Annotated in this window: 22 protein-coding genes; 13 read left to right on the top strand and 9 right to left on the bottom strand. The window is 44.0% G+C overall.

What is annotated here, in order from left to right; genetic code table 11:
* Positions 1-39: 39 nt before the first annotated feature.
* From ACVFI8_RS10165 to ACVFI8_RS10180, 4 genes are all read left to right on the top strand, one after another.
* Complete coding sequence (locus ACVFI8_RS10165; RefSeq protein WP_457873746.1) at positions 40-1,746, top strand: diguanylate cyclase domain-containing protein; 1,707 nt, start codon at positions 40-42, stop codon at positions 1,744-1,746.
* 79 nt (positions 1,747-1,825) lie between these two features.
* On the top strand, positions 1,826-2,224 hold the full coding sequence (locus ACVFI8_RS10170; RefSeq protein WP_457873747.1) for a hypothetical protein: 399 nt from the start codon (positions 1,826-1,828) through the stop codon (positions 2,222-2,224).
* Positions 2,154-3,020: a bifunctional NADH-specific enoyl-ACP reductase/trans-2-enoyl-CoA reductase gene (locus ACVFI8_RS10175; protein ID WP_457873748.1), complete on the top strand. Its 867-nt coding sequence runs from the start codon at positions 2,154-2,156 to the stop codon at positions 3,018-3,020. Before ACVFI8_RS10170 ends, ACVFI8_RS10175 begins: the two co-directional genes overlap by 71 nt.
* Complete coding sequence (locus tag ACVFI8_RS10180) at positions 3,017-3,430, top strand: GNAT family N-acetyltransferase (RefSeq protein ID WP_248713478.1); 414 nt, start codon at positions 3,017-3,019, stop codon at positions 3,428-3,430. The genes ACVFI8_RS10175 and ACVFI8_RS10180 overlap by 4 nt, the downstream gene beginning before the upstream one ends.
* Before the next feature lie 397 nt (positions 3,431-3,827).
* Here ACVFI8_RS10180 and ACVFI8_RS10185 read toward each other — a convergent pair whose 3' ends face one another.
* Positions 3,828-4,580, bottom strand: a complete 753-nt coding sequence (locus ACVFI8_RS10185) for a class I SAM-dependent methyltransferase (protein ID WP_457873749.1) — start codon at positions 4,578-4,580, stop codon at positions 3,828-3,830.
* Between the two features lie 44 nt (positions 4,581-4,624).
* The gene (locus ACVFI8_RS10190) at positions 4,625-7,792 is read right to left on the bottom strand and encodes an ABC transporter substrate binding protein (RefSeq protein WP_457873750.1); all 3,168 of its coding nucleotides are present in this window, start codon (positions 7,790-7,792) and stop codon (positions 4,625-4,627) included.
* A gap of 134 nt (positions 7,793-7,926) precedes the next feature.
* Between ACVFI8_RS10190 and ACVFI8_RS10195 the strand changes: the two genes are divergently transcribed.
* Together ACVFI8_RS10195 and ACVFI8_RS10200 are read left to right on the top strand one after the other, a co-directional pair.
* On the top strand, positions 7,927-9,711 hold the full coding sequence (locus ACVFI8_RS10195) for a polysaccharide deacetylase family protein (RefSeq protein WP_248713480.1): 1,785 nt from the start codon (positions 7,927-7,929) through the stop codon (positions 9,709-9,711).
* The gene (locus ACVFI8_RS10200; protein WP_457873751.1) at positions 9,711-10,541 is read left to right on the top strand and encodes a glycosyltransferase; all 831 of its coding nucleotides are present in this window, start codon (positions 9,711-9,713) and stop codon (positions 10,539-10,541) included. Before ACVFI8_RS10195 ends, ACVFI8_RS10200 begins: the two co-directional genes overlap by 1 nt.
* Before the next feature lie 54 nt (positions 10,542-10,595).
* On the opposite strand, the gene ACVFI8_RS10205 is transcribed toward ACVFI8_RS10200, so the two are convergent.
* Both ACVFI8_RS10205 and ACVFI8_RS10210 read right to left on the bottom strand, forming a co-directional pair.
* Positions 10,596-11,369 carry a glycosyltransferase family 25 protein gene (locus ACVFI8_RS10205; RefSeq protein WP_248713482.1) on the bottom strand — a complete coding sequence of 258 codons (774 nt, stop codon included), beginning with the start codon at positions 11,367-11,369 and terminating at the stop codon, positions 10,596-10,598.
* An 11-nt stretch (positions 11,370-11,380) separates the two neighbouring features.
* Positions 11,381-12,424: a glycosyltransferase family 9 protein gene (locus ACVFI8_RS10210; protein WP_457873752.1), complete on the bottom strand. Its 1,044-nt coding sequence runs from the start codon at positions 12,422-12,424 to the stop codon at positions 11,381-11,383.
* Positions 12,425-12,596: 172 nt separating this feature from the next.
* Between ACVFI8_RS10210 and ACVFI8_RS10215 the strand changes: the two genes are divergently transcribed.
* Positions 12,597-13,025: an adenylyltransferase/cytidyltransferase family protein gene (locus tag ACVFI8_RS10215; protein WP_248713484.1), complete on the top strand. Its 429-nt coding sequence runs from the start codon at positions 12,597-12,599 to the stop codon at positions 13,023-13,025.
* A gap of 15 nt (positions 13,026-13,040) precedes the next feature.
* Here the strand turns inward: ACVFI8_RS10215 and ACVFI8_RS10220 are convergent, their stop codons facing one another.
* From ACVFI8_RS10220 to ACVFI8_RS10235, 4 genes are all read right to left on the bottom strand, one after another.
* A complete protein-coding gene (locus ACVFI8_RS10220) occupies positions 13,041-14,213 on the bottom strand; it encodes a CDP-glycerol glycerophosphotransferase family protein (RefSeq protein WP_457873753.1) in 1,173 nt (390 codons plus the stop codon).
* Between the two features lie 64 nt (positions 14,214-14,277).
* Positions 14,278-15,303, bottom strand: a complete 1,026-nt coding sequence (tdh, locus tag ACVFI8_RS10225) for an L-threonine 3-dehydrogenase (protein WP_457873821.1) — start codon at positions 15,301-15,303, stop codon at positions 14,278-14,280.
* Between the two features lie 2 nt (positions 15,304-15,305).
* Entirely contained in the window at positions 15,306-16,499 is a 1,194-nt protein-coding gene (locus ACVFI8_RS10230; protein ID WP_248713486.1) for a glycine C-acetyltransferase, read from the bottom strand.
* 85 nt (positions 16,500-16,584) lie between these two features.
* Positions 16,585-17,226: a TetR/AcrR family transcriptional regulator gene (locus ACVFI8_RS10235; RefSeq protein ID WP_248713487.1), complete on the bottom strand. Its 642-nt coding sequence runs from the start codon at positions 17,224-17,226 to the stop codon at positions 16,585-16,587.
* 156 nt (positions 17,227-17,382) lie between these two features.
* On the opposite strand from ACVFI8_RS10235, the gene rfaD reads away from it, so the two are divergent.
* Genes rfaD through waaA form a run of 6 tightly spaced genes read left to right on the top strand, consistent with a single transcriptional unit; the run spans position 17,383 to position 23,419 of the window.
* The gene (gene rfaD / locus ACVFI8_RS10240) at positions 17,383-18,339 is read left to right on the top strand and encodes an ADP-glyceromanno-heptose 6-epimerase (RefSeq protein WP_248713488.1); all 957 of its coding nucleotides are present in this window, start codon (positions 17,383-17,385) and stop codon (positions 18,337-18,339) included.
* Positions 18,340-18,390: 51 nt separating this feature from the next.
* Positions 18,391-19,422: a lipopolysaccharide heptosyltransferase II gene (waaF, locus tag ACVFI8_RS10245; protein WP_248713489.1), complete on the top strand. Its 1,032-nt coding sequence runs from the start codon at positions 18,391-18,393 to the stop codon at positions 19,420-19,422.
* 37 nt (positions 19,423-19,459) lie between these two features.
* Entirely contained in the window at positions 19,460-20,392 is a 933-nt protein-coding gene (locus ACVFI8_RS10250) for a glycosyltransferase family 2 protein (RefSeq protein ID WP_248713490.1), read from the top strand.
* Between the two features lie 3 nt (positions 20,393-20,395).
* Entirely contained in the window at positions 20,396-20,791 is a 396-nt protein-coding gene (locus tag ACVFI8_RS10255) for a GtrA family protein (RefSeq protein ID WP_457873754.1), read from the top strand.
* Positions 20,792-20,810: 19 nt separating this feature from the next.
* Positions 20,811-22,151, top strand: a complete 1,341-nt coding sequence (locus tag ACVFI8_RS10260; RefSeq protein WP_457873755.1) for a 3-deoxy-D-manno-octulosonic acid transferase — start codon at positions 20,811-20,813, stop codon at positions 22,149-22,151.
* Positions 22,152-22,162: 11 nt separating this feature from the next.
* Positions 22,163-23,419 carry a lipid IV(A) 3-deoxy-D-manno-octulosonic acid transferase gene (gene waaA / locus ACVFI8_RS10265; protein WP_457873756.1) on the top strand — a complete coding sequence of 419 codons (1,257 nt, stop codon included), beginning with the start codon at positions 22,163-22,165 and terminating at the stop codon, positions 23,417-23,419.
* A gap of 60 nt (positions 23,420-23,479) precedes the next feature.
* Here waaA and ACVFI8_RS10270 read toward each other — a convergent pair whose 3' ends face one another.
* Positions 23,480-24,199 carry a 3-deoxy-D-manno-octulosonic acid kinase gene (locus tag ACVFI8_RS10270; RefSeq protein WP_248713494.1) on the bottom strand — a complete coding sequence of 240 codons (720 nt, stop codon included), beginning with the start codon at positions 24,197-24,199 and terminating at the stop codon, positions 23,480-23,482.
* Positions 24,200-24,283: the final 84 nt, after the last annotated feature.

Genomic DNA, 24,283 nt, shown 5'->3' on the forward strand with positions numbered 1-24,283 from the left:
CAATTGATAACGGGCTTATCATTAGCAATGATTTACTCTATGCTAACTGGAGTTTTGTTGGTACAAGGATGGTCGATACAAACACTTATGTCTGCTTTTAGATGTTTACTCACGCTCTGTGTTACTTTTTTGTTGGCCTATATGCCTTTGGCAGATGCCGCTGGGCTAAGCACTAGCTCGCAACAAATCTATTTTGCAGAAGACCAGCAAGTATTACCTCATCGTTATAGCGATGTACCTCATTGGCTAAATAAACTGAGTAAAGTAGATCGGGTTGATTTAACTGGCGGCAGTTATTGGCTTGTGAAAAAACTCAGCATCAGCGAACCCAGTCAATGGATAGCCAGTGTAGATGGGCCGATCATTGAAAATATTGATTACTACTTATACTCAGAGGGTAATCAGATCCGCCATCTTAGTAGTGGCTATTCACACCCCTATGAATACCTATTTAGTTACGCAAGACATATCGATACACCCACGCTAGGGGGTTACTGGCTGATAACCCGGATTTCAAGCCAGTACTACTCTGAGCAACCCCAATTAAGCTTTGGCCAAAAAGCTAAAATGACCCATATCTATCATTGGCGAGCAAGTATCATCACCTTATGTTTGGGGGGGCTATTTATTCTTGCTTTATATAACGGTGCCGTTAGCTTAGTACAACAAGACCGAATTTTTGGCTACTTTAGCGCTTACTTGTTTGCCGTTACCTTATCCTTAGCACTTGTTTTTCATGTTGGGGCTCACCTGTTTCATTTCACTGTACTCAGTGTTCAAATGTTACCGGTGCTTGGCATTCCAATATTTAGTGTACTGTTTTACTGTCGTTTTCTTAACCTGCCCAACTATGCGCCGCGCCTATGGCAAGCCAGCCGCCTACTCGTGGTGGTAAGCTTAGTTGCTATTCCTGCGGCGGCCATTTGGGTGAACTATGCGGTGGTGTTAATTTACAGCGTCGTATTGATTTGGGTAGCCCTAGCCTTTAGCTGCGGCATACAATGTTGGCGTCAGGGCGCTAAACAAGCCCTGCTCTTTATCTTATCTACCCTAATGCTATTAATCCCAGCGATACTGCTAGCCATGTCGACAGTGCCTAAAAACAGCAGCACCCTATTAGCGGCCGACGTTTCCGTTTTACTGAGTTGCTTGCTCAGCACTTTGTTTATGTCACTCACCTTACATTACAAGTTCAGAAGGCTGACCTTAGAGTCTTTGCTGGTCAACGAGCAATTAAATCTAGAACGTGACGCGGCAAGACTAGATGCTTTAACAGGCTTACAAAACCGCTACGCCTTCAATGAATACGTAAATAATATCGAATTTGAGACTGAGCCATTCACATGCCTGTCTTTGATCGACATTGATTATCTAAAATCAGTTAATGATCAAGCGGGTCACCAAGAAGGGGACAAGCTCATCAAGCTCGTGGCCGAGGCGCTAAACTTAGTGCTCAGTGACAAAGTACAATTGTTTAGAATTGGCGGCGATGAATTTGCAGTATTTACCTCCAAACTAAGTAGTGATGAACTTCGCGATAAACTCGCTATCGCTGACAAGGTGATTCAACTAAACGGGTCCGCTCAAAGCGGTATCAGTTTTGGTTGCTCCACCACCGATGAGTGTGATGATGCAGAGCAATTGTTTTATCGAGCAGACATGGCGATGTATCAACAAAAAGCGCAACGCAAGCGAAAAATTAAGCTGATAGCCGTTAGCGAACAACCGCAACCCCATCAGGGCTGAGCGCACACTCGGCAAAACTTTCTGTTGATCAATCCAAATAGGTTACACTCTTCTGATACCGCCCATTTCAGGAGTTCACATGTTAATTACCCCCCAGCTCAGTGGCAATATTGCGCGTAATTGTCATCCTATAGGCTGCCAACAATACTTACAGCAACAAGCAGCGTACATTGCCCAGCAAGGCAAAATTAATGGCGCGAAAAAAGTACTCATTCTGGGGGCGTCATCTGGATTTGGCTTAGCTTCTCGTTTGGCTTTATCAATAGCCGGCGGAGCAGACACCATTGGCGTATCTTTTGAGCGAGGCCCATCTGAAAGAGGCATCGGCAGTGCTGGTTGGTATAACAACATCTATTTTCGTGAACTGGCCGAAAAACAGGGCTTAACCGCTAAAAACTTTATTGGTGATGCCTTTTCGCCACAGATGCGCGACCAGGTGCATCAACTATATCAAACAGCATTTTGGTGGTCAGGTTGACCTTGTCATTTATAGCCTAGCGACAGGCAAAAGAACCACTCCATCTGGGCAGTGGCAATCGGTGCTAAAAACCACCGATGAACCGCTGCATGGCTTCAGCATTAACCTGGAAACTGAACAATTAGAAGCCCAATCGGTGGCGCTGGCAAATGCTGCTGAAGTTGAAGCAACCACCAAAGTAATGGGTGGAGACGAATGGCGTAACTGGATAGATGCGCTGCAACAAGCCAAGGTGCTAGCTGAAGGCTGTAATACCATCGCATACTCATATATCGGTCCAGAACGCACCGCAGCGGTCTACCGTGATGGCACCATAGGCAGAGCGAAACAACACCTGCACGCTACCGCCACCGAACTAGACGCTCAACTCACTAAGCACTTAAATGGACACGCTTATGCCTGTGTATGTAAAGCATTGGTCACCAAAGCCAGTGTCTACATTCCGGTAATGTCTCCCTATATCGCCTTGCTTTATCAAGTAATGAAGGAACAGGGGAATCATGAAGAGTGTATTGAGCAGGCTTATCGTTTATTTAGCCAGCATTTATATCCTGTTGATGGTCAAGTAAAACTCGATAAGTTAAGGCAAATACGCATCGACGACTATGAGTTAAGCCCTCAAGTACAGCAACAGATTGACCAACGCTACGCCAGTATTAGTCCGGCTAACTTTAAACAGCTAACAGACTTTGCAGGCTACAAGTCGGCGTTCTTACGACTGAATGGCTTTGCGGTGGAAGGCGTCGATTATCAACAAAACCTCGACATTAATGCGTTAAGTAAGCTGCAACCATGATAAAAATTACCCCAATAGATGCCGAACAAACTCTTCGCATTCGCCAACAAGTGCTGTGGCCAGCGTACAGCCAAGACTTCTGCCGAGTCGCTGAAGACCAATCAGGCCAACACTTCGGTGCTTGGTTAGACGGGCAGCTCATTATGGTGGCGTCTCTGTTTATTCAACAAGATAGCATTAGGCTGCGGAAATTTGCTTGTTTACCGGCGTTTCAAGGGCGGGGTTATGGTAGTGCGATGCTCAAGCATTTACTTCACTTACAACAAGCGACCTCTCTTAAGTGTTTTTGGTTTGATGCCCGCTGCAGCGCCATAGATTTTTATCAAGGTTTGGGCTTTAGCGTTGATAGTGCGGTGTTCGAGAAACATGGTGTTGAGTATGTAAAAATGTCACGCCAACTTCAGCGCTAACAATCAATAGGCAAAAAAAAGGAGAAGCTATGGCTTCTCCAGTTTTTCTGTCGGTCAACAAAGGTCAGATCTTATTTCTTTCGTTATCGCGCCAATCCTTGGAGCAATGGAAATAGAGTAATGATAGCGTTTTCTTGATGCAAGTGTTTTCCCTGCTAAACATAAGAAACTAGATCAAGCTCACTTAAATTCGACCTAAATGTGACCTAGATCAATGAATATCCATTAGCAATAAAGGGCTTCTATAAGCACCTGTTTTTATTAGCTAATATTTTTTAGCGTGATATTCACTTAAGCACAAAACAAACTATAGATAGGCTTAAACTTGAGGAATATCAGGCATTAAAGGTCTTTTTTAGGCAGAATATCCCCGATAACGTAGCGCTGGATTAAGCCACTAGATCAGCGAATAAATATCGAAGCGGTGAGTTTTCGTTGTCAGTTGATGATGGCTTACTTTTCCTGCTAAGGGCTCCGCATAACTTGGCCGTTTCACTACAACCCGTTTACTTGCCACCAATAATGCATGCTCTAATAGCTGGTCTGCGTCTAAATCTGCGCCAACTAAATGTTGAAAAATACGCATTTCTTTTTTTACCTGAGCAGATTTTTTTCTATGCGGATACATAGGGTCGAGATAAACCACTTCAGCCTCAAGGCCAACTAGGCTATCGATACTACTGGCATGCACTAAACGCATTCGCTCACTAACCCAAGCGCCAATCTGTGGGTCAGCTTTAGCTCGGCGTAAACCATCCTCAAGCAAGGCTGCAACCCAAGGTGAACGCTCAACCATTGTGACTTGGCAGCCAAGATTAGCCAATACAAAAGCGTCTCTGCCTAAGCCAGCAGTGCCGTCTATCACCGTTGGGCGCTGGCCTTTCTTAATACCAATCGCTTTACTAACGGCCTCTGCACCACCATATTGACGACGATGGGCACTTCTTCCTGCTAGAAAGTCCACAGAAATGTCGCCAAGTTTAGCTTCTTCACACCAACGTAAAGCTAAACCATCGGCGCTCAAAACCAAACAAAAACCCTGTTCGGGTAATTGCTCACAAATTTGTAGCTTAAAGCGGTTACTGAGGTCTTCGGCATATTCGGCATATGTCTGGTTTTCACAGTAAATACGGGGCTGATTAGCGCTCACCCTAACACTCTCCAATAGTTGATTAAGGTCTCAGTTTACCAGCTTTAATTAAGCACCAACATCTCGATAGGGACAGGTTTACCAAAGTGGTAGCCTTGGGCGTAGTCAACCCCAATATCTAGCAGTATTTGATTGATTGCATCGTTCTCAACAAACTCAGCGATAGTCTTCTTACCCATAACATGTGCCATTTGATTAATGCTACGCACAATAGCGGCATCCATATGATCGTTTTCTAAGTCACGAATAAATATGCCATCAATTTTAAGATAATCGATAGGTAAGTTTTTCAAATACCCAAATGATGATAAACCCGAACCAAAGTCATCTAAGGCAATTTTACAGCCAAGTTGTCGTACTTTATTAAAGAACTCGGTGGCCACATTTAAGTTAGCAATAGCCACGGTTTCGGTGGTTTCAAAACATAATTTACTTAGTGGTAAGGCACTGTCTTCAAGGGTGGTTAATAACCACTCAACAAATTCAGCATTACCCAAAGATTGCCCCGATAGGTTCATAGAGCACATATTCAAGCGGGTTAAATGACCAGGATTCTCGGCCAGCCATTGCAAACTCTTAGCAATAACCACGCGATCAATTTGATCGGCCAAGTTGTAGTTTTCGGCTGCAGGAAGAAAAGCACCAGGCGGTACAATTCGACCATCTTCATCAATCATTCGCAACAGTACTTCATAGTGAAGGTAATCACTATCGCCCGCGGTTACTGGCACAATAGCTTGTGCATAAAGCAAAAATCGCTCTTCACGCAAGGCTTTTTGAATGCGAGTAACCCACTCCATTTGGCCCTGACGCTCCAACAAAGCTTGGTCGTTGGTTTGATATAAATACACACTGCTTCGACCTAAAGACTTAGCAGTAAAACAGGCATTGTCTGCTTGCGCCATCACTTGCTGAGCCGAGCCTTCTTGCTGACTAAATAGAGTCACGCCAATGCTACAGCCAAAACTAAACATGCGGTCATCACGCACATAGTGGGTATCATTCAATTTGTCGATCACGACATTGGCGAATTCAAGGCTAGCTTGCTGCTGGGTATGCTCTAATAAAATCGCAAATTCATCACTGCCTAAACGGGCCACAATCGCCGATTCAGGAATCAACAATTCTAAAACATTGGCCACTTGTTTAAGCGCTTGGTCTCCTGAACCGTGACCAAAAGTATCATTGATCACTTTAAACTGGGCTAAGTCTATAAACAATAAGGCATGCTCACCGCTGCTAGCTTGTCCTTGCTGCAACAGCAGATTTAACCTGCGCTCAAAGTAACCGCGATTATAGATGCCTGTAAGCAAATCAAAGTTTGCGTGGAAGTCTAATTCTCTCGCCAAATTAATGGTGGCTGTAACATCCTCACACACCACCATAAAGACATCTTCATCTTCTATTTTGACCATTGACTCTTTAAACCACAGCTGCTTTCCTTGGCGGGTTTGGTAGGCAATCTCACGGGTTGCCTTCGCCACACTCTGGCTATTTAAATACTCCATTATTGATAACTTTTGCTCGCTATCACTATACAGGTTGCGCAGCTGGGAAAGGTCAAGGTGCTCTCTAGCAAAGCCTAAATGCTTAGCCAGTAAGTGATTGCAACAAACAATAACCCCTAAACGGTTGACTAACATCAACATGGCGGGGCTTTGGTCAAACAGCATACGATAGTGCAGCTCACTTTGACTAAGTTGGCGCTGCCGTTGTTGCAACAAACTTAAATCGCGCAGCTCTATAAGCACTTTTTTCACTTGCTTACGGTCATTTAATTGCGGGCTAATTGAAATGTCGTATAAACACGATTGTGATTCTAGCTGTAACTCTGCTTGAAATTTAACCCGCTCACCCGTTAAGCACTCGGCAATGCCATTTCTTATTTGTTGTTTTAACTCAGGCTGATGCTGCCAGATAGCACTATCCAGCAAGGAGTTACCCACTAAATAATCCGCTCTATCACCTAATAGAGCCCTAGAGGCTTGATTTAGTACCAGTACGTGTCCATTTTCATCAAGCAGGCCGCAGGCCTGATCGGTAAAATCAAATAACGAAGACAAATACGCATTTTTCTCATCCAGTTGCTCAACAACCTTACGCTTAGAACGAAAGCCCCAAATAATCAGCAACATTGCTGCTAATGCGACAATAACGAGGGCAAGCACAACTTGATAACGCTGTTGCCAAGATTGAAATATCCGCTGATTGAGGAAGCTGGCATTTTCGTCCAAATTCGACAACGGAATCTTCCAGCGCTCTAGTTGCGCATAATCAAACAGGTAAGTTTGCGGCTCTCGCGCACTTATCGCTATATCACGCACATCGGTGCCTTGTAATACTTGCAAGACCATCGAGCCTGTAGCCTTTCCTAACTGCTCAGGCAAAGTAACAAAACCACCCACCGCACCATGACCAATAGCATGTTGCCACAGGCTATAAATGGGGGCGCGAGACACCTCCGACAAAGACGCTATCTGTTGCTCAGAAAGAGCGATATTGCTGGCTAAAGATTGCTGTAATACTCCAAAAAGAATCGCATCATTTGGATTAAGTATCGACGTTTTGGCTTTTATTTCCTCGTAATCTTGGTTGTGCCAAACGGTATAAGTGAGCGCAAATTGCTTGGCCAATTGAGCAAACTCGCTAGCAATCCGCTTACCATTTGACGAGCTATCAACCAATAAGTGAATTGATTCAAGCTCGGGGCTGAGCTGGCGAATCAGCAATAGGTTTTCACGCAAGGCTAAGTGCTGGTGCACCCCGGTAATATGCCGTTCTCTCGGCTCCATATACGCCGTTAAATCTGCGCCAGCTGCCACAATAGGGGCTCGAAGTACGCCAGCATCTTGTAATGATGTGGCAATATCTAAAGCTTGTTGGCCTAGCGCTACAATCAAGTCAAATTGATAATGCAGCACTACTTCATTGAGTAAGTCGATTTGCGCCGAAGCATAACTGTCGTCATTACGCGGTGTTGATTCCACCCTATGGTTATAAAACCACACGGAGTGTTCTCCCACTTCTTGGCGTAAACCTAAATCAAAGCTAGCATCCCACTGTAAGCCAGCCTGATAGGAATTTAGCAATAAAACTCGAGCGGTTCGTGCTTGCGCTTGCCCAGTCACGAGCAAGGTTAGCACCACAAACAGTCCCATTAGATGCTTGATGTACCCTAACAAAGGAGTTGTTTTTTTTGATGACTTACTCACAAAAATCTATTACCGCCTTTAATCATTATTAATCACAAACCAAACACTAAATCAGACCTTCACACATTGACTAGGCGTAACCAAGTCAGTTCTGTAGAATATGTTATCAAACAACAGCAAGGTCTCTCATCTTTATGAATATTTTGATGGCTCTATCACAACTCGAAGTAACCGGAGCTGAAGTATACGCTACTCAAGTGGGTGATCGCCTCACTCAGCGAGGACATCAAGTATTCTATGTATCAGATACCTTAACTTGTCCTCATCAAGGGCCACATTTTAAGCTACGTTTTAATAAACGTAGTCTGCTACGCAGAGTATGGCATGTATTCTATCTAATCTATCTGATTATTAGATATAAAATTCAATTAGTTCATGCCCATAGCCGAGCGTCTGGCTGGTCTTCCTATGTGGCGTGCAAAATCACCAATACACCGATGATTACCACTGTACATGGTCGGCAACCGGTGCATCGCTCTCGCAAAAAATTCCATGCTTTGGGCTTTCATGCGGTAGCCGTATGCGAAAATATTGCCCAGCAAATCATTCGCGATCTCGGTGTGCCAAAACAACAAGTTAGTGTGGTGCGCAACGGTGTAAATAGCCAACAATTTAGCCCATTAGCAAAAGCCAATAACTCAAAGCCCATTATTCAAATAATCGGTCGACTAACCGGCCCTAAAGGTGAGTTGGTATACCAACTGTTAAAACAATCTATTGACCTAGGCGCCAACCACGTGCAAATCATCAGTGGTAGCAAAATAGCTGACCGTTTTACTGAATTTGAAGGCCAAGTGGAATTTTGCGGCTACAGCAAAGATATACGCCAAACCATAAGCCAAGCTGATCTCGTTATTGGTGCAGGTCGCGTCGCCATGGAAGCATTACTCTGTAAAAAACCGGTGTTTGCCGTAGGAGAGGCCAAAGCCTTAGGCTTAATAACTCTCGATAACCTACCAGCGGCCTTAGCCAGTAATTTTGGTGATGTCGCTGATGACGGCAAAACTGAACTCGATATCGATTTTTCACTACTGGCTCAACAGCTAGTCACCGCGACTACAGAGACTGAAGTCAGTGATCAATTGGTCAGCGCAATTCGCGCTGAGTATGACTTAGACGAAGTGTGCCAAAAGCTAGTGAGGCTTTATCAAACGGCGTATGTCTATACCAAGCAACGCGAGGTGCCTATCATTATGTACCACCGTGTTACTCAAGATGATAGCCAAAAAGGTGCCTACGGAACCTATATAACGCTAGCGCGCTTAGAACAACATTTTCAAACTATAAAGCGCATGGGCTTAACTCCCATCACCTTTACCGAATTAGCCCAAATAGGCTTAGAGCACCGTTTTAATCACGGCAAGCGCTACATTATTCTAACCTTTGACGATGGCTACCAAGACAACTTTGACTTGCTATTACCGCTACTTAAAAAGTACCAATTTAAGGCGGTTATCTATGCGGTAACAGGCACTGACCACAATCGCTGGGACGTGGAACACCCCACTAAACCTGACCAACGCTTTGAGCTGATGAGCCACCAAACCATGCGCCAAATCGACCAAAGCGGTTATGTTGAAATTGGCGGACATACGCTTAACCACCCTAAATTGGCAGAGTTGAGTGAAGTAGAACAACAACAAGAAATTGAGCAAAACAAAGCTGAATTAGAAGGTTTATTAGGGCGCAAACTCAGTACCTTTGCCTACCCATACGGCAACCATAACGACAAGACTAAACAGCTCGCCAAACAAGCCGCTTATACCTATACCGTTGCCACCGACTCAGGCCCAGTGGGTATGCATCAAGATCTGCAACAAATAAGACGAATCGTCATGTTCCCTAGCACCACAAAATTCGGCTTGTGGCGGAAGATTAAAGGCAACTACACTTATAAAAAAACGAGAAAACACCATTAATGAGCTCAAACAGCGCCCCTAAAGCCTCTGTAGTAGTGGCTTTTTATAATAATATCAAGGCATTAAAGTTAGTTCTTAGCGCATTAGAAGCGCAAAGCATGACCGACTTTGAAGTCGTGATTGCCGATGATGGCTCTAATGATGCTTCGGTTGAACAATTAGAAGCCTTACAGCAACACAGTGCCTTACAGATTCAACATGTTTGGCATGAAGATAAAGGATTTCGTAAAAACCGTTGCTTAAATTTAGCGGTGCAAGCAGCTCAAGCTGAATACTTGATTTTCATTGATGGTGATTGCGTTCCGCAAACATACTTTGTAGAAGACCATTTAAGCGAAGCCCAATTAGGCCGCTGTTTAAATGGCCGTCGCGCTGATTTATCGCCACAAATGACTCAGCAATTGCAGCTAACTCAACACCCTGCAAATTTTGTACAGTCGCATTTTTGGCCTCTAGTTTGGGGCTATATCTTAGGTCGCGGTAAAAACATCGAAAAAGGAATACGAATTCCATCTAACAAAATTAGACGATACCTGCAAAAAACCAATAAGGGTATTGTGGGCTGCAATTTCTCACTACACAAAGCGGATCTATTACGTATTAATGGTTTTGATGAGCGCTACGAAGCAGCCGGCACTGGTGAAGACAGCGACCCGGAGTTCCGACTAAGGTTGTTAGGAATCGATATCCATCCCTTATTCTATAAGGCGACGCAAGTACATATTTATCATCAGGAGCTGCCGCGCTCTAGCGAGAATGATGCATTGTTTAAAGCCGTAAAACAGCAACAGCAGGCTTGGACTGAATTTGGGATTCGTCAAAAACGATAAGGATGGAGGCAGCGCTGAATCGTTCAGCGCAGCTTATCGCTAAAACCTCAGTCACTATTTATTAAGGCCTAATTTTCTTTTGAACCAATAACCATAGTTAATCCAGTTACAGGCATATTTATCACGGTATCGATAATACTCTCGGCGAATGCGCCTAATAGTGCTAATACGTTTTCGCTGAGTATTATCGTCAATAGTTTGTTTAATATCTGAATCTTCGCCGCGTTGAAACACATAGCGCGGCTCCACACCAAACTGAAGTACTTTGCTGAGATGCTCTTTATCCATGTAGTCATCTACTGGAAAAATCCAGCGGCTGGCATTATCAACAAACCGTTTAGCAGCATCTGGGGTTAAGGCGTAGGCATGAGCACAATCGGTTTGGCGCATGTATTTAACTATCTTTAACCGCCCTAAGGGTTGCTCTTCTACAAATTCACCCACCGGCCACAGCGAGCGCAATCGGCCCCGACCTAATTTAATATATTGGTAGCGCGGTAATACATCATCAAGCAAAGAGAATATTTGAGAGAAATCATCCGGGATCAGCACATCATCTTCAAAAACCAGTACAGGTTCGTTTAATTCTATACATCTTTGCCATATTAAAAAGTGACTAGCAAAACAGCCCAACTCTCCAGCGTTTAAGCCCGACCCTCCTTGCCATTTCGCCCTTTTTTCATCGTATTTATCAAACAAAGGATGATAGCCTTTAGCACCATCAACGGCATCAAAAAACTCAAACTCAAGGCCAAGCTTACTAAACTCCTGAGTTATACGTTCTCTTCGTTGGGCTGAACGCTCCAAGCTTATGACGAGTATTTTCATCTACCAATATCTCACTGTGTGTTCTGCAATAAGTCATTAATCTTGAGAAGCAGCTCATTTAGGTCAAACTCACCCACATTAACTTCTTCTAGTTTGTTCACCGCGGCTCTGGCAAAGATAGCTTTTGTGGGTTGGTAGTTGGGTGCCCACATGGCAAAGTTTTCAGGGTCTTGACGATAGATGGCAACCATTGGGGTATTGAAACAATGCGCTAAGTGAACAGTTGCGGTATCTACGCTAACAAACAACTGACTAAACTTGATTAAAGCTGCATTCTGTTCAACAGTTGTTGTATTACTAAGACAAAAAACGTGATCAACCTCGGCGACGACTTTATTAACCAATTTCTGAGTCACCGGCGAGCTCAATATAACCAGTGGATACTGGGGAAATTCATCTCGTAGCGCTGCGATAACCTCCCGAAGGCGCGCTTCGCTGAAAGAACGTTTTTGAGTATTACCAAAAGCATTTAAAGCAATATAACGTCCTTTCTTGTCCCCTAGAAATGCCAATATGTCATCTTCAATGGCTTGGGATAAGTTAAACCTATAGCTCAAGTCTTCAACGTCTATTCCCAGTTGCTTAGCCGCTTCGACAAAGTACTGCTGACTATGTTGCCCGCTCACTTTCTCTGCAATGTTGCAATTAATCAAGGCTACATTTTTTGCTACACCAACATTGGCCCTGGCCTTCAAGCAACGTAACATCAAAAAATCACGCGCTTTTAGTACTTCAGGCAAAAAAACCACGGCATCATAATGCGGTAACGCCCCGATAAGCCGGCTAACTTGCCATAATTTAGGCCGCTTAGGGTAACAATGTACTTGGTCGATGAATGGGTCGTTATTAAATAAATGCTGCGAGTTAGCGGTGCATAATACGCCGATGTTGAGCTCAGGCTGGTGCTTTTTTATTTCTCGATAGAGAAATGAAGATACGATGCTGTCACCAATTTTGCCATCACCACGAATTAACAATAGGCTTTTGATTGGCGTACTGACATCAAATTTGTCTACCGATTTATCAAACAAGTACTTTCCAATAATAAAATTCAAGCTATCCCTAAACTTAAACAATCGACCAAGCGTATTATCTTTAAGCAAGCTGTAAACCTTCTATTAGCGCAAACTCTGAGTAATCGTTGTATTATATCTCACTAGACTTCCTTAAGCCTCTCAATCAGAGCTAAAATTTTATAATCGTCACTTTTAATAAGCAGAGTAAAGTATGAAAAAGATAGGTTACACCACTGGCGTGTTTGATATGTTCCACATTGGGCACCTCAACGTTTTACAGCGCGCTAGGTTAGAATGTGACTATTTGATAGTCGGTGTTACCACTGACGAGCTTTCAATTGCAGCCAAAGGCAAAAAGCCGATCATTCCCTTCCAAGAGCGCCTAAAAATTGTTGAGTCAATAAAATTTGTCGACGAAGTCTCTCCGCAAGTGAACTACGACAAAATGGAAGCGTGGAACAACTTAAAATTTGACAAAATGTTTGTTGGCGATGACTGGAAAGGCACCGAGAAATGGACAAAATTAGAAGAGTCATTTAATGAAGTCGGTGTTGAAATTGTTTACTTCTCTTATACCGAACACACTTCGAGCTCGATATTAAGAAAAGTACTAGAAAACATGTATAAAGAACAAGCTTAACGCTTCTCTGCGCTATTAACGCTGGTTAATAGCGTTAAAAACTCGCTCACAATTGTTCTGATCTTGAAAACTGAAGTACTGTTTAACCTTGTCTTGGTGGGCGGGCAGTAGCGCAAATCCATCGGCGAATACTTGGGCAATTTGTTGCTCTAATTCTGCGGGTGTATTTGCCACGTAACCCGGTAGATCATGTCTAATATCGATAAATGCTTTGTTTTTTCTAGCCCCAATAAACTCTTCATAATCAAACTGATAGGAGATAAATGGTTTATTCATATACACAAAGTCAAAGAACACGCTTGAGTAATCGGTGATCAATAATTTGCCCATTCTTAATAATTCAGTAACCGAATGCTGTCCCTGCCTAACAATGTGAATACGCGAAGAAGACAAGCTATCAAAGTACTGTGAACAAGCTTGAATATTTTGATGCAGGTAGACCGCAATATGAGCATCATTCTGTTCTAAGTGCTGCTTAAAACTATCACTTTTTAACAGTGCTTCCGTGTGTTTAAAAAGCTCAGTTTGGGTAAAGCCATCACCTAAATGTTGTTCGTTGTCCCGAAAGGTCGGCATATAAACAATCAGATTAGGCCACTTGGATTGAGCACTTAAATCAGTCATTCCGTCAAACCGAGGGTAACCAGCAACCTTTACCTCACTATCATCGTAGCCATACTCTTCGACAAATATTGCTTTATGTTTTGGTGATAAAGCCATGATTTGATTATTTAAGGGGAACACCGTCTTATGGTAAAACTGTTTGCCATTTTTCAGGAAACCCACGCCATGGTTTAACATGACTCGCTTAGCTTTTAAGGTTTTACTGGTCAGTTTTTTTAAAATACCTAACTCATCAGGAATCATCCATAAGCCGTGAGTAGAAATAATGGCTTCTGCATGGTACATGTAGAACAGCTGCTTTAATGAGCCTAGAGCTAGCCACTCCTGTTCAGATAAAAACTTATCAATCGAAGGGGAATCACGTTTAATTACATAATAGGCATCGATCTCTGGTTTGTTTTCTCTTATCCAACGAAACAGTTCATAGCCATTTTCTTGGGCTTGGCTGGCAGTCTCACAAAGTAACCAAACTCTTTTTTTCATAAAAGGTTTGGTTACAAAATAGGCGAGGCGAGTAACTTCTGCCGCAACCGTTGCCGAAATAACTTTTACCAAATTAGCCACAAGCACCCCTAATTAATACAAAAACAAGCTTCGCTCACCAATAGATTAAAGACAAACCATTACTCTAGGTCCAATCTAAAATCACCTTACCACTTTGCCCAGAGCGCATCGCGTCAAAACCTTGTTGAAAATCATCAACTGAATAATGGTGAGTGATAATGGGACTTAAATCGAGGCCAGATTGTACCAAAGATGCCATTTTATACCATGTTTCAAACATCTCTCGGCCATATATCCCTTTAATCACTAAGCCTTTAAAGATGACTAGGCTCCAGTCGATGCCCATATCACTGGGCGGAATGCCCAGCATCGCCACTTTGCCACCGTGGTTCATTAACTCTAACATCGAGCTGAAGGCACTGGGCACACCCGACATTTCTAGCCCAACATCAAAGCCTTCGGTCATTTTTAACTCGCTCATGGTGTCGCTAAGCGATTGTTTAGCAACATTAACGACCCGAGTTGCGCCCATTTTTTTGGCTAAGTCTAGCCGATAATCGTTCACATCGGTAACCACTACATGGCGGGCACCTACGTGCTTACATATCGCTGCCGCCATTACGCCAATTGGCCCAGCACCGGTGATAAGCACATCTTCACCCACTAAATCAAACGACAAAGCACTGTGAACAGCATTACCAAAAGGGTCGAAAATGGCGGCTAAATCATCACTAATTTCATCAGGTAACTTAAATGCATTCACCGCCGGTATCACTAAGTATTCAGAAAAACAGCCGGTGCGATTAACGCCCACGCCTACGGTATTGCGACATAAATGAGTACGGCCACCGCGACAGTTTCGGCAATGCCCACAAGTTATATGGCCCTCACCAGAGACCCGATCACCAATACTAAAACCTCGAACTTCTTGGCCTATATCAACCACTTCACCGGCATATTCATGGCCTATCACCATTGGCACTGGAATGGTTTTTTGCGACCATTCATCCCAGTTGTAGATGTGCACATCGGTGCCACAAACGGCGGTTTTGTTTATTTTAATCAGCAGATCGTTATGACCCAATTTAGGCATCTCAACTTGAGTCATCCATATACCTGGCTCAGCCTTGGTTTTTGCCAGTGCTTTTATGCTCATGCAATGACTCCTAGCTCTTTACCTACCTCGGTAAACGCCGCTACTGCATGGGCTAACTGCTCAGGAGTATGTGCTGCCGATATTTGAGTACGAATCCGTGCTTGGCCCTTAGGCACCACAGGGAAAGAAAAACCAATCACGTAAATGCCGCGTTCTAACAACTTATCAGCAAAAGTACTGGCAAGCTTGGCATCCCCTAACATGACCGGAATAATCGCGTGATCGGCGCCCGCTAAGGTAAAACCAGCCTTACTCATCTCAGTTCTGAAATAGGCAACGTTGTCCCATAACTGTTTACGCAGGGCATCACCGTCGGCTAACAGCGCTAGTACTTTTAACGACGCCGTCACTATCGATGGCGCCAATGAATTTGAGAATAAATAAGGGCGTGAGCGTTGGCGTAACCAATCAACCACTTCTTTCTTTGCAGAGGTAAAGCCACCAGAGGCGCCACCCATGGCTTTACCCAAGGTGCCAGTGATAATGTCTACGCGATCCATCACTTGGTGGTACTCGTGGGTACCACGGCCGTGTTGACCAACAAAACCTACGGCATGCGAATCATCTACCATCACCATGGCATCGTATTTATCTGCTAAATCACAAATACCCGGCAAGTTAGCGATAACCCCGTCCATTGAAAATACACCGTCGGTAGCAATCAGTTTAAAGCGCACACCTGCAGCGTCGGCGTCTTTTAAACACTGCTCCAACTCAACCAAATTGTTGTTGGCATAACGAAAACGCTTAGCTTTACACAAACGAACACCATCGATGATCGAAGCATGATTCAAGGCATCAGAGATAATGGCATCTTCAGGGCCTAATAGGGTTTCAAACAAGCCGGCATTGGCATCAAAACACGATGAATAAAGAATGGTATCTTCCATTCCTAAAAATTCACTTAAGCCTTGCTCTAAGCGTTTATGTATATCTTGAGTACCACAGATAAATCGTACTGAGGCTGCTCCAAAACCATGGCTATCTAAACCTGCTTTAGCCGCGTTAATAAGGGCTGGCGAGTTGGCTAAACCTAAATAATTGTTGGCACAAAAGTTAACCACTCGGCCTTGTTCAACAGCAATCGAAGCTTGCTGTTGCGAGTTAATCACGCGTTCATGTTTATATAAACCGTCATCTTTAACTTGTTGCAGTTGCTGTGAAATGAATGTTGAAAAAGCCGCCGTCATACCAAACCCTATTAAAAACCAGAACAATCGCTGAATTATAGTGTTTTATTTGGCAAATACAGCCTTTTATCTAAATTAATAACTGTTAGCTATGTTCAGCACATTTTACATAGTGATCGTACAAACGATGATAGATGCTCATCGACTCTTCGGTGAAATAAGGGCGCAGAGTAAACAGTATTTTTAATACTCCCTGATACAACCGTGGTTTAGTGATTTCTCCACCTTTTAACTGAGCGCTTTGGTAGCCAATCCATGCACCAATAATGAATTTAACACTGTCAGCTAACTCCACCATGGTGGCGTCATCGCCACTAATGAAGCGGCTGTCTCTCAGCTGTATCAATATGTCACTACTCCAAGCTGATAGTTCGAGTTGCAAATCTTGATATTGCGCTTCTAGTTCGGCGTCTCTCGCCAACAGCTCTAACAAATTGGCGAATAAAAAACGGAAGCGCCACATTAATTCAAAACTGGCATCCAAATATTGAGTTAAATGATCAAGGCTTAGCAACTGATCGGCGTGTGGACGAAAACTGCATTCAAGCTGCTCAACATAAAGCTGAAAGATACTGCGTATAATTTCTTGTTTATTGCTGAAGTGGTAATACAGATTACCGGGGCTAATACCTAACTCTGCGGCAATGTGATTGGTCGTGATCTGGCGTTCGCCTCGTTCGTTGAAGAGCTGCAAAGAGGTGTGGATAATTTTATCTTTAGTTTTCATTTGGCTAAAAAGTTCTCCGTTATATTACTGTGATACCTGCAAACGCTGCCAAAATCCAGTTTTTCTTCGCTGCATTCCACTGCCCAGCCAATTGCTATTCGCTTCGTCACAGCATAAAATCCTTAGATTAACGGCAATTTTGGGAATGGTTGAATTATGATTATCGTAACAGGCGGGGCGGGCTTTATTGGCGCCAATATTGTAAAGAGCTTAAATGAGCAAGGTCATAACGACATCATCGTGGTCGACGACCTAAAAGACGGCACTAAATTCGTTAATCTAGTCGATTTAGACATTGCCGACTATCTCGACAAAGACGACTTCATTGCCCGCATTGTATCCGGTGAAGACATCGGCGCTGAATACGGTCAAAAAATCGAAGCCATTTTCCATGAAGGCGCATGCTCTGCTACCACTGAGTGGGATGGCAAATACATGATGGAAAACAATTATGAATACTCAAAAGAATTACTTCATTACTGTTTAGACCGCCGCATTCCTTTCTTGTACGCCTCTTCTGCGGCCACCTATGGTGATACCGATACCTTTATCGAAGAGAAACAATACGAAGGCCCACTGAATGTTTACGGTTATTCAAAGCTGCAATTTGATAACTACGTGCGCCGCTTATTGCCAGACATTGACTCGCAAGTCGTTGGCTTCCGTTACTTCAACGTATACGGTCCCCGTGAACAACACAAAGGCAGCATGGCAAGTGTTGCCTTCCACTTGAATAATCAAGTTAACGATGACCAAAACCCTAAACTATTTGAAGGTTACGACGGTTACGGCAACGGCGGCCAAAGCCGCGATTTCGTTTACGTCGGCGACGTAGTCAAAGTGAATCTTTGGTTCTGGAAAAACCCCGATCAAAGCGGCATCTTCAACCTAGGGACCGGCCAAGCAGAACCATTCCGCTCTGTGGCTGAAGCGGTCATCAATCATCACCAAAAAGGTGAAATTGAATATATTCCTTTCCCTGATCATCTGAAAGGCCGTTACCAAAGCTTTACTCAAGCTAACATCGACAAACTTCGCGCAGCAGGCTACGCCGAACCGTTTAAAGACGTCGCCCAAGGCGTTGCCGAATACATGGCTTGGTTGAATAAATAGCTCTCAAATAAACAATGGGGACTCAACGGTCCCCTTTTATTTAGGTACACGATGAAAATTTTGGTGGTGGGCCCGTCTTGGGTCGGTGACATGGTGATGTCACAAAGCTTATATAAAACGCTTAAGCAACTGTATCCACACGCTCAGCTTGACGTACTCGCCCCCGATTGGTGTCGCGCGTTATTAGAACGTATGCCTGAAGTCGACAACGCGCTGCGTATGCCGCTTGGCCATGGTGATTTACAACTCGCTGTTCGCTGGGCGTTAGCGAGACAACTAAAAGAGCAACATTATGACTGGGCAATCACTCAGCCCAACTCACTAAAATCAGCTTTAATCCCCTTATTTGCTGGGATTAAGCGCCGAACAGGCTGGAAAGGTGAAAGTCGCTATGGCTTGCTCAACGATCTACGTAGCAACAAACAGGCCTTCCCCTTGATGGTAGAACGCTATGTTTCGCTTGCTCATGACAAACACCAAATGGGCTCTGCCAAAGACCTACCCAGCTATGCTCACCCGGCCTTAACCGCCAACGCCAATAACCAACAGGCCGCACTTCAACAGCTGCAACTGAGCAACCAGCAGCCAATACTCGCGCTATGCCCTGGGGCAGAATTTGGCCCCGCTAAACGTTGGCCAGAACAGCATTATGCCACCGTAGCTCAACACTGGATCGAGCAGCGTCATGGCCAAGTGTGGATTTTTGGCTCCGATAAAGACCAGGCGGTCGGTGAGCAAATCATCGCTAATTTACCCGCAGAGCAACAAGCTGACTGCTACAACCTTGCGGGTAAAACTCAATTAGCAGAAGCCATCGACTTAATGGCCTTAGCCAGTTTAGCCGTTAGTAACGATTCAGGTCTGATGCATATTGCTGCTGCCCTGCAACTACCATTAATTGCCGTATATGGGTCTTCGTCCCCACAATATACGCCGCCGCTCAGTGAAACGGCTGAAATACTGCACACCGATATTGAGTGCCGACCTTGTTTTAAGAAAACCTGTAAATTTGGCCATATGAAATGTTTAAGTGAACTAGCGCCAGAACAAGCCATTTCAGCTATGGCTAAACTTCTCAGTTAGCTACACTTTTAATATTTAAACGGTTTAAAGGAATCATATGAGTACTAACACTCCTGTTATCTCGATAGTTTGCCCCTGTTATAACGAACAAGACACGGTAGGTTTATTCATCGACACGATGATTCCAGAATTGGACAACACTCAGCTGAGCTATGAAATCATCTTTATCAACGACGGTAGCAGCGATCAGACCCTAGAGAATTTGAAGACACTACAAAGCCAACATGCAGGGCTTCGAGTGGTCAATCTTGCCAGAAATTTCGGCAAAGAGGCCGCTTTAACCGCCGGTATAGACTTATCTAAGGGAGAAGTGATTGTTCCTATCGATGTTGATTTGCAAGACCCACCAGAACTTATCCACGATTTTCTGCGAGAATGGAACAATGGCTACGATGTTGTAGTAGCCAAACGTATCGACCGCACCAGTGACAGCCTTGCTAAAAAACTCAGCGCCGAATTGTTTTACAAATTCCACAATAGAATCTCCCACGTAAAAATTCCGGAAAATGTCGGCGATTACCGCTTAATGACCCGCCGAGTGGTGAGAGCCATTCAGCAATTACCCGAAAACCAAAGATTTATGAAAGGTATTTTTTCATGGGTAGGTTTCAAAACCAAAGTAGTTGAATATAAGCGCGACCCACGAATAGCCGGAGAAACCAGTTTTAATGGCTGGAAGTTATGGAATTTTGCCCTAGAAGGTATCACCAGTTTTAGCACCGCACCGTTACGGGTATGGCTATATGTGGGTATGCTAATATCAGTATTGGCTTTTGTATACGGCAGCGCCATCGTAATGAAAACCCTCATGTTTGGTATTGATGCGCCGGGTTATGCTTCATTGATTACCATTGTGCTATTCCTAGGAGGGGTGCAGTTAATCGGCCTTGGCGTATTGGGGGAATATATCGGTCGGCTATTTATGGAGTCAAAACGTCGCCCTATATATATCATTGAAGATGACAACTAGACGATGGCACAGCTCATCAACAGATTGCTTGCATTAAGAATAGTTAGATATGCTCTTGCCGGCGGCGTGGCGACTCTTATTCACTTTAGCTTGGCGTTAATAATACTCGAACTATGGCCCTTGGCGTTTATAGTGGCCAACCTAGTGGGGTTTAGCTTAGCGTTTATCTTTTCTTACTTAGTACAAACACTGTGGGTATTTGAAAAAGAGCTGGCGATTAATAATGCACTGCGGTTTTTTGTGGTGCAATTGGGCGCATTAAGCCTATCGGTTTGGTTATCATCACAATTAACCACCTATCCAAATTTTTTAAAAGTAAGCTTAGTGATTGTATTACTACCCGCCATCACTTTTGTTATTCACCGCTTCTGGACTTTTGCGCGCGCAGAAGCCTCTTAAATCAATTAAGCTAAACATAATGAACTCAACCGTATCTTTGCATCAAACCTTAGAAAAACACTTTAACGGCATCTACTGGCTGGTATTTCTCAGCGCAGTTGCCCTCTCGTTGATATACGCTTCAAACCAAATCTTAACCGGCGACCAAACTCAAATGCTGATTAAGGGCTATTTGGGGGCCTATCAAAACAACTGGCTGAGCTACGGCAATGCTGCCAGTGTAGTGGGTAACGTACCCGGTTCTTTATCAACCTATATTGTTGGTATTCCCTTATTAATATGGAATTCCGCATGGGCGCCGATGCTATTGTTGCTTGCATTGCGGGTGGTGTCGTTTCTACTGTTTGATTTAGTCATTAAACAGATATTTAGCCCCGTAGTGAGGTTAAGCTTTTTGGTGCTTTACTTGCTTAATCCTTGGTTCTTATTTGATAGCTTAATTTACAACCCTGCCTACCTATGTTTCTTTGCTGCGCTGCATTGCTGGTCAGCCTTTAACATGAGCCAACAACGCTCTTTTATTTTTAGTTTTCTAAATGTCATCGCCATTGGCTTTGCCATGCAATTACATTACTCATGGCCAATATTAGCCGTGATGTCTGCTTACCTGTTTTACCGTCGACTCATTCATGTGCATTGGCTAGGGATCATCTTTGGTTGTGCAACTATTTTCGTTTCATTAATCCCTTACCTCATTGAATTACAAGCCAATCAAGCAATACAGGGGCAAGAGTCAGATCGCTACATTGGTTGGGGCGGAGTACATGTCTATCCTGTATTAAAGTCGGTACTCTACTGGCTACGTTACAGCTCTTTCTTATTTTCTAACCGAATAATTACCGACGCCGAATTTTTATGGCTAACAGATATTAATTGGTTACGCATGGCAATTAATTATCTGTGGCAGGCTGTTTTATATGTGGTTGGGGGCTTAACAGTGATCGTATCTTGGGGGATTAACCAAAGAGTTTGGCGAAGAATAAAGCCACATTGGCGCTCTCGTAAGGCTTTAAACCTATCGAATCAAGATTGGTTAATACATTACGCATTTTCAGCCGTACTCGGTATTATTATCTCTGCCATTTTGTCGCCTATTATCTTCTCATATTGGCATCTAATCATTACCTTTGGCTTTGCTCTATTTCCAGTGTTATACCAAGCACAGCGCTGGCAAAACAGCCAACCAGAACGTCTCGCTAAAATCATAATGTTGGTGGCAGGCTATTTTCTGGTGGTCAACTTGGTAGCCAGTCATGATAGTAATAAGTTTTCTTATACACACAGTTTTGCCGAGCAAGAGCGCCAATTTTTAATTGATAAAGGCCTGGCGGTTCAGTCCCCCCTAGACACCATTAGGTGATGATTGTGCTAATGAAATTACTCTACAATTTACTGCTCATCCCCTTATTGCCTTTGGCTATGTACAAACTGTACTGGCCCAAAGCAGGCAAGCCTTCGGTAGGCAAGCGCTGGGTAGAGCACTTTGGTTTTAGTAAAAAAGTGACCGGCGTAGATTTATGGTTACATACCGTATCAGTGGGTGAAGTTATCGCCGCAACACCACTGATCAAGCAACTTAAACAACAGCAACCTGAACTTTGCATATTAGTCACCACCACCACCGCGACGGGTGCAGAGCAAGTTGCCAATAAACTCGGCGAGCTGGTGGTTCACCGTTACGCCCCCTTCGATTTATGGCCGTGTATCAGTCTATTTATTCACAAGCATCAACCCAAAAAGCTATGGATAATGGAAACCGAACTGTGGCCAAATTGGCTAAGCATTTGCAGTAAGAAACAGATCCCGGTGTCCTTGATCAACGCCCGCATGTCACAACGCTCTTGCCAGCGTTATTTGCGCTTTAAAACATTTAGCCGCCAGTTGTTTTCAAAAATTAACTTAGTATTGGCCCAACACCAAGATGACGCTCAGCGCTTTAATCTATTAGGTGTCGATGCCGCAAAGCTAATGGTAAGTGGCTCAATCAAATATGATTTACCCAATACCGAAACCATCCAGCAGCAAGCGGCCTTGCTTCGTCGTCAATTATTTGATCAGCGTTTAGTGTGGATAGCCGCCAGTACCCATAAAGGTGAAGACGAGCTGATACTAGAGGTTATGCAAAAAGTACGAACGCAACTGCCCGACAGTGTGTTGATTTTAGTCCCGCGCCACCCAGAGCGTTTTGACCACGTGGCAGAGCTAATTGCTGAGCGCGGTTTATCCTGCGCTCGGCGCAGCTTACAACAAACGCCTAGCGTTGAGCAGACCGTCTACCTAGCCGATACCATGGGCGAGATGATGCTAATGTACGGCTGCGCTGATGTTGCCTTCGTTGGTGGTTCATTGGTGAAAGTAGGGGGGCATAACTATTTAGAAGCAGCAGCAATGCGTTTACCTTGCGTAGCCGGTGAATACGATTTTAATTTCTCCGATATTAGCCAGCAGCTACAAGCCCAAGGGGCGCTAAAACTGAGCTCTGATACCGAGCAACTCGCTAACTGGTTGAAAGCTTGGTTGAGCGACAGTACCGAGCGAAAACAAGCCGGTGAAGCCGGTTTAAACATCGTTAAACAAAACCAAGGCGCGTTAGCTCGCAGCCTTAACGCTTTATTGGCTGAGCCTTAAAGTGGTTTACTCAGGGCAAATCTTTTAGCGGGTAATTACACCAATGATTCGCCCTGATAACTAGAGCGCATTTTTATAGGCGGCTAGCATATACTGCCAATCAGACTCCAACCAATGACAATAGCCTGGCTTAGTTTGCTCTTTTTCTAAAGAACGGTACAAACGTGCAATATTGGCTTGTTGCCACTTTTTACGGGGCCGACACAGTCGACCACTATCAAAATCTATCAGCCACACCTTTTGCTGGTCGTCTACCATAATATTACGCAAGTTGAGATCGGCGTGATACACCCCCGCTTTGTGAAATAAAGCGATGGTTTCGCCCACTTTTTGCCACAAAGACAAAGGCAAGCGGCGCTCACTAAGTAGCTGGGCTAAATCTTTAGCACCATCAATACGCTCCAATATCAGGTCGGCTTGAAAACTCATACCACTGCGTTTAATGCGCCCGGCAATGGCTAATGGAGCCGGCAATTGCAGCGCTTTCAGGCTCATCAACAGTGAAAACTCACGCCATACTCGCGTCCGCTTGAGGCTGGTATACAAATAGCGATCGTTGCTCAGTTTTGAGACTAAACCACCACGATGATAATGGCGTAATACACACTCACGGTGCTGAAAACGGAAAAATATGGTTTTACCTCGACCCATTGCATGGCCCACTACGGCTCGGTTTTGTTGCCAATGGCGGACCTCAAAATAAGCATCACTCACGTGATCCCACACCGCAGGGTTGAAGAATAGATAGCCATCTTCCGTTTTTTGTTTTTCTATCTGCATAAATACCGCTTACAAAACATATCCCAACAATTTTACATCGCGGGCAGCAAAAAGCATAATACTTAAGAAAATCCGCCACTTTTG

It is taken from the genome of Agarivorans sp. MS3-6 (assembly GCF_054112545.1).

What these genes read in the sequence shown, in the direction of transcription:
- ACVFI8_RS10165 (WP_457873746.1), top strand. Translation starts at nt 40, where the DNA reads ATGCTAACTGGAGTTTTGTTGGTACAAGGATGGTCGATACAAACACTT.
- ACVFI8_RS10170 (WP_457873747.1), top strand. Translation starts at nt 1,826, where the DNA reads ATGTTAATTACCCCCCAGCTCAGTGGCAATATTGCGCGTAATTGTCAT.
- ACVFI8_RS10175 (WP_457873748.1), top strand. Translation starts at nt 2,154, where the DNA reads ATGCCTTTTCGCCACAGATGCGCGACCAGGTGCATCAACTATATCAAA.
- ACVFI8_RS10180 (WP_248713478.1), top strand. Translation starts at nt 3,017, where the DNA reads ATGATAAAAATTACCCCAATAGATGCCGAACAAACTCTTCGCATTCGC.
- ACVFI8_RS10195 (WP_248713480.1), top strand. Translation starts at nt 7,927, where the DNA reads ATGAATATTTTGATGGCTCTATCACAACTCGAAGTAACCGGAGCTGAA.
- ACVFI8_RS10200 (WP_457873751.1), top strand. Translation starts at nt 9,711, where the DNA reads ATGAGCTCAAACAGCGCCCCTAAAGCCTCTGTAGTAGTGGCTTTTTAT.
- ACVFI8_RS10205 (WP_248713482.1), bottom strand. Translation starts at nt 11,369, where the DNA reads ATGAAAATACTCGTCATAAGCTTGGAGCGTTCAGCCCAACGAAGAGAA.
- ACVFI8_RS10215 (WP_248713484.1), top strand. Translation starts at nt 12,597, where the DNA reads ATGAAAAAGATAGGTTACACCACTGGCGTGTTTGATATGTTCCACATT.
- ACVFI8_RS10230 (WP_248713486.1), bottom strand. Translation starts at nt 16,499, where the DNA reads ATGACGGCGGCTTTTTCAACATTCATTTCACAGCAACTGCAACAAGTT.
- ACVFI8_RS10235 (WP_248713487.1), bottom strand. Translation starts at nt 17,226, where the DNA reads ATGAAAACTAAAGATAAAATTATCCACACCTCTTTGCAGCTCTTCAAC.
- rfaD (WP_248713488.1), top strand. Translation starts at nt 17,383, where the DNA reads ATGATTATCGTAACAGGCGGGGCGGGCTTTATTGGCGCCAATATTGTA.
- waaF (WP_248713489.1), top strand. Translation starts at nt 18,391, where the DNA reads ATGAAAATTTTGGTGGTGGGCCCGTCTTGGGTCGGTGACATGGTGATG.
- ACVFI8_RS10250 (WP_248713490.1), top strand. Translation starts at nt 19,460, where the DNA reads ATGAGTACTAACACTCCTGTTATCTCGATAGTTTGCCCCTGTTATAAC.
- ACVFI8_RS10255 (WP_457873754.1), top strand. Translation starts at nt 20,396, where the DNA reads ATGGCACAGCTCATCAACAGATTGCTTGCATTAAGAATAGTTAGATAT.
- ACVFI8_RS10260 (WP_457873755.1), top strand. Translation starts at nt 20,811, where the DNA reads ATGAACTCAACCGTATCTTTGCATCAAACCTTAGAAAAACACTTTAAC.
- waaA (WP_457873756.1), top strand. Translation starts at nt 22,163, where the DNA reads ATGAAATTACTCTACAATTTACTGCTCATCCCCTTATTGCCTTTGGCT.
- ACVFI8_RS10270 (WP_248713494.1), bottom strand. Translation starts at nt 24,199, where the DNA reads ATGCAGATAGAAAAACAAAAAACGGAAGATGGCTATCTATTCTTCAAC.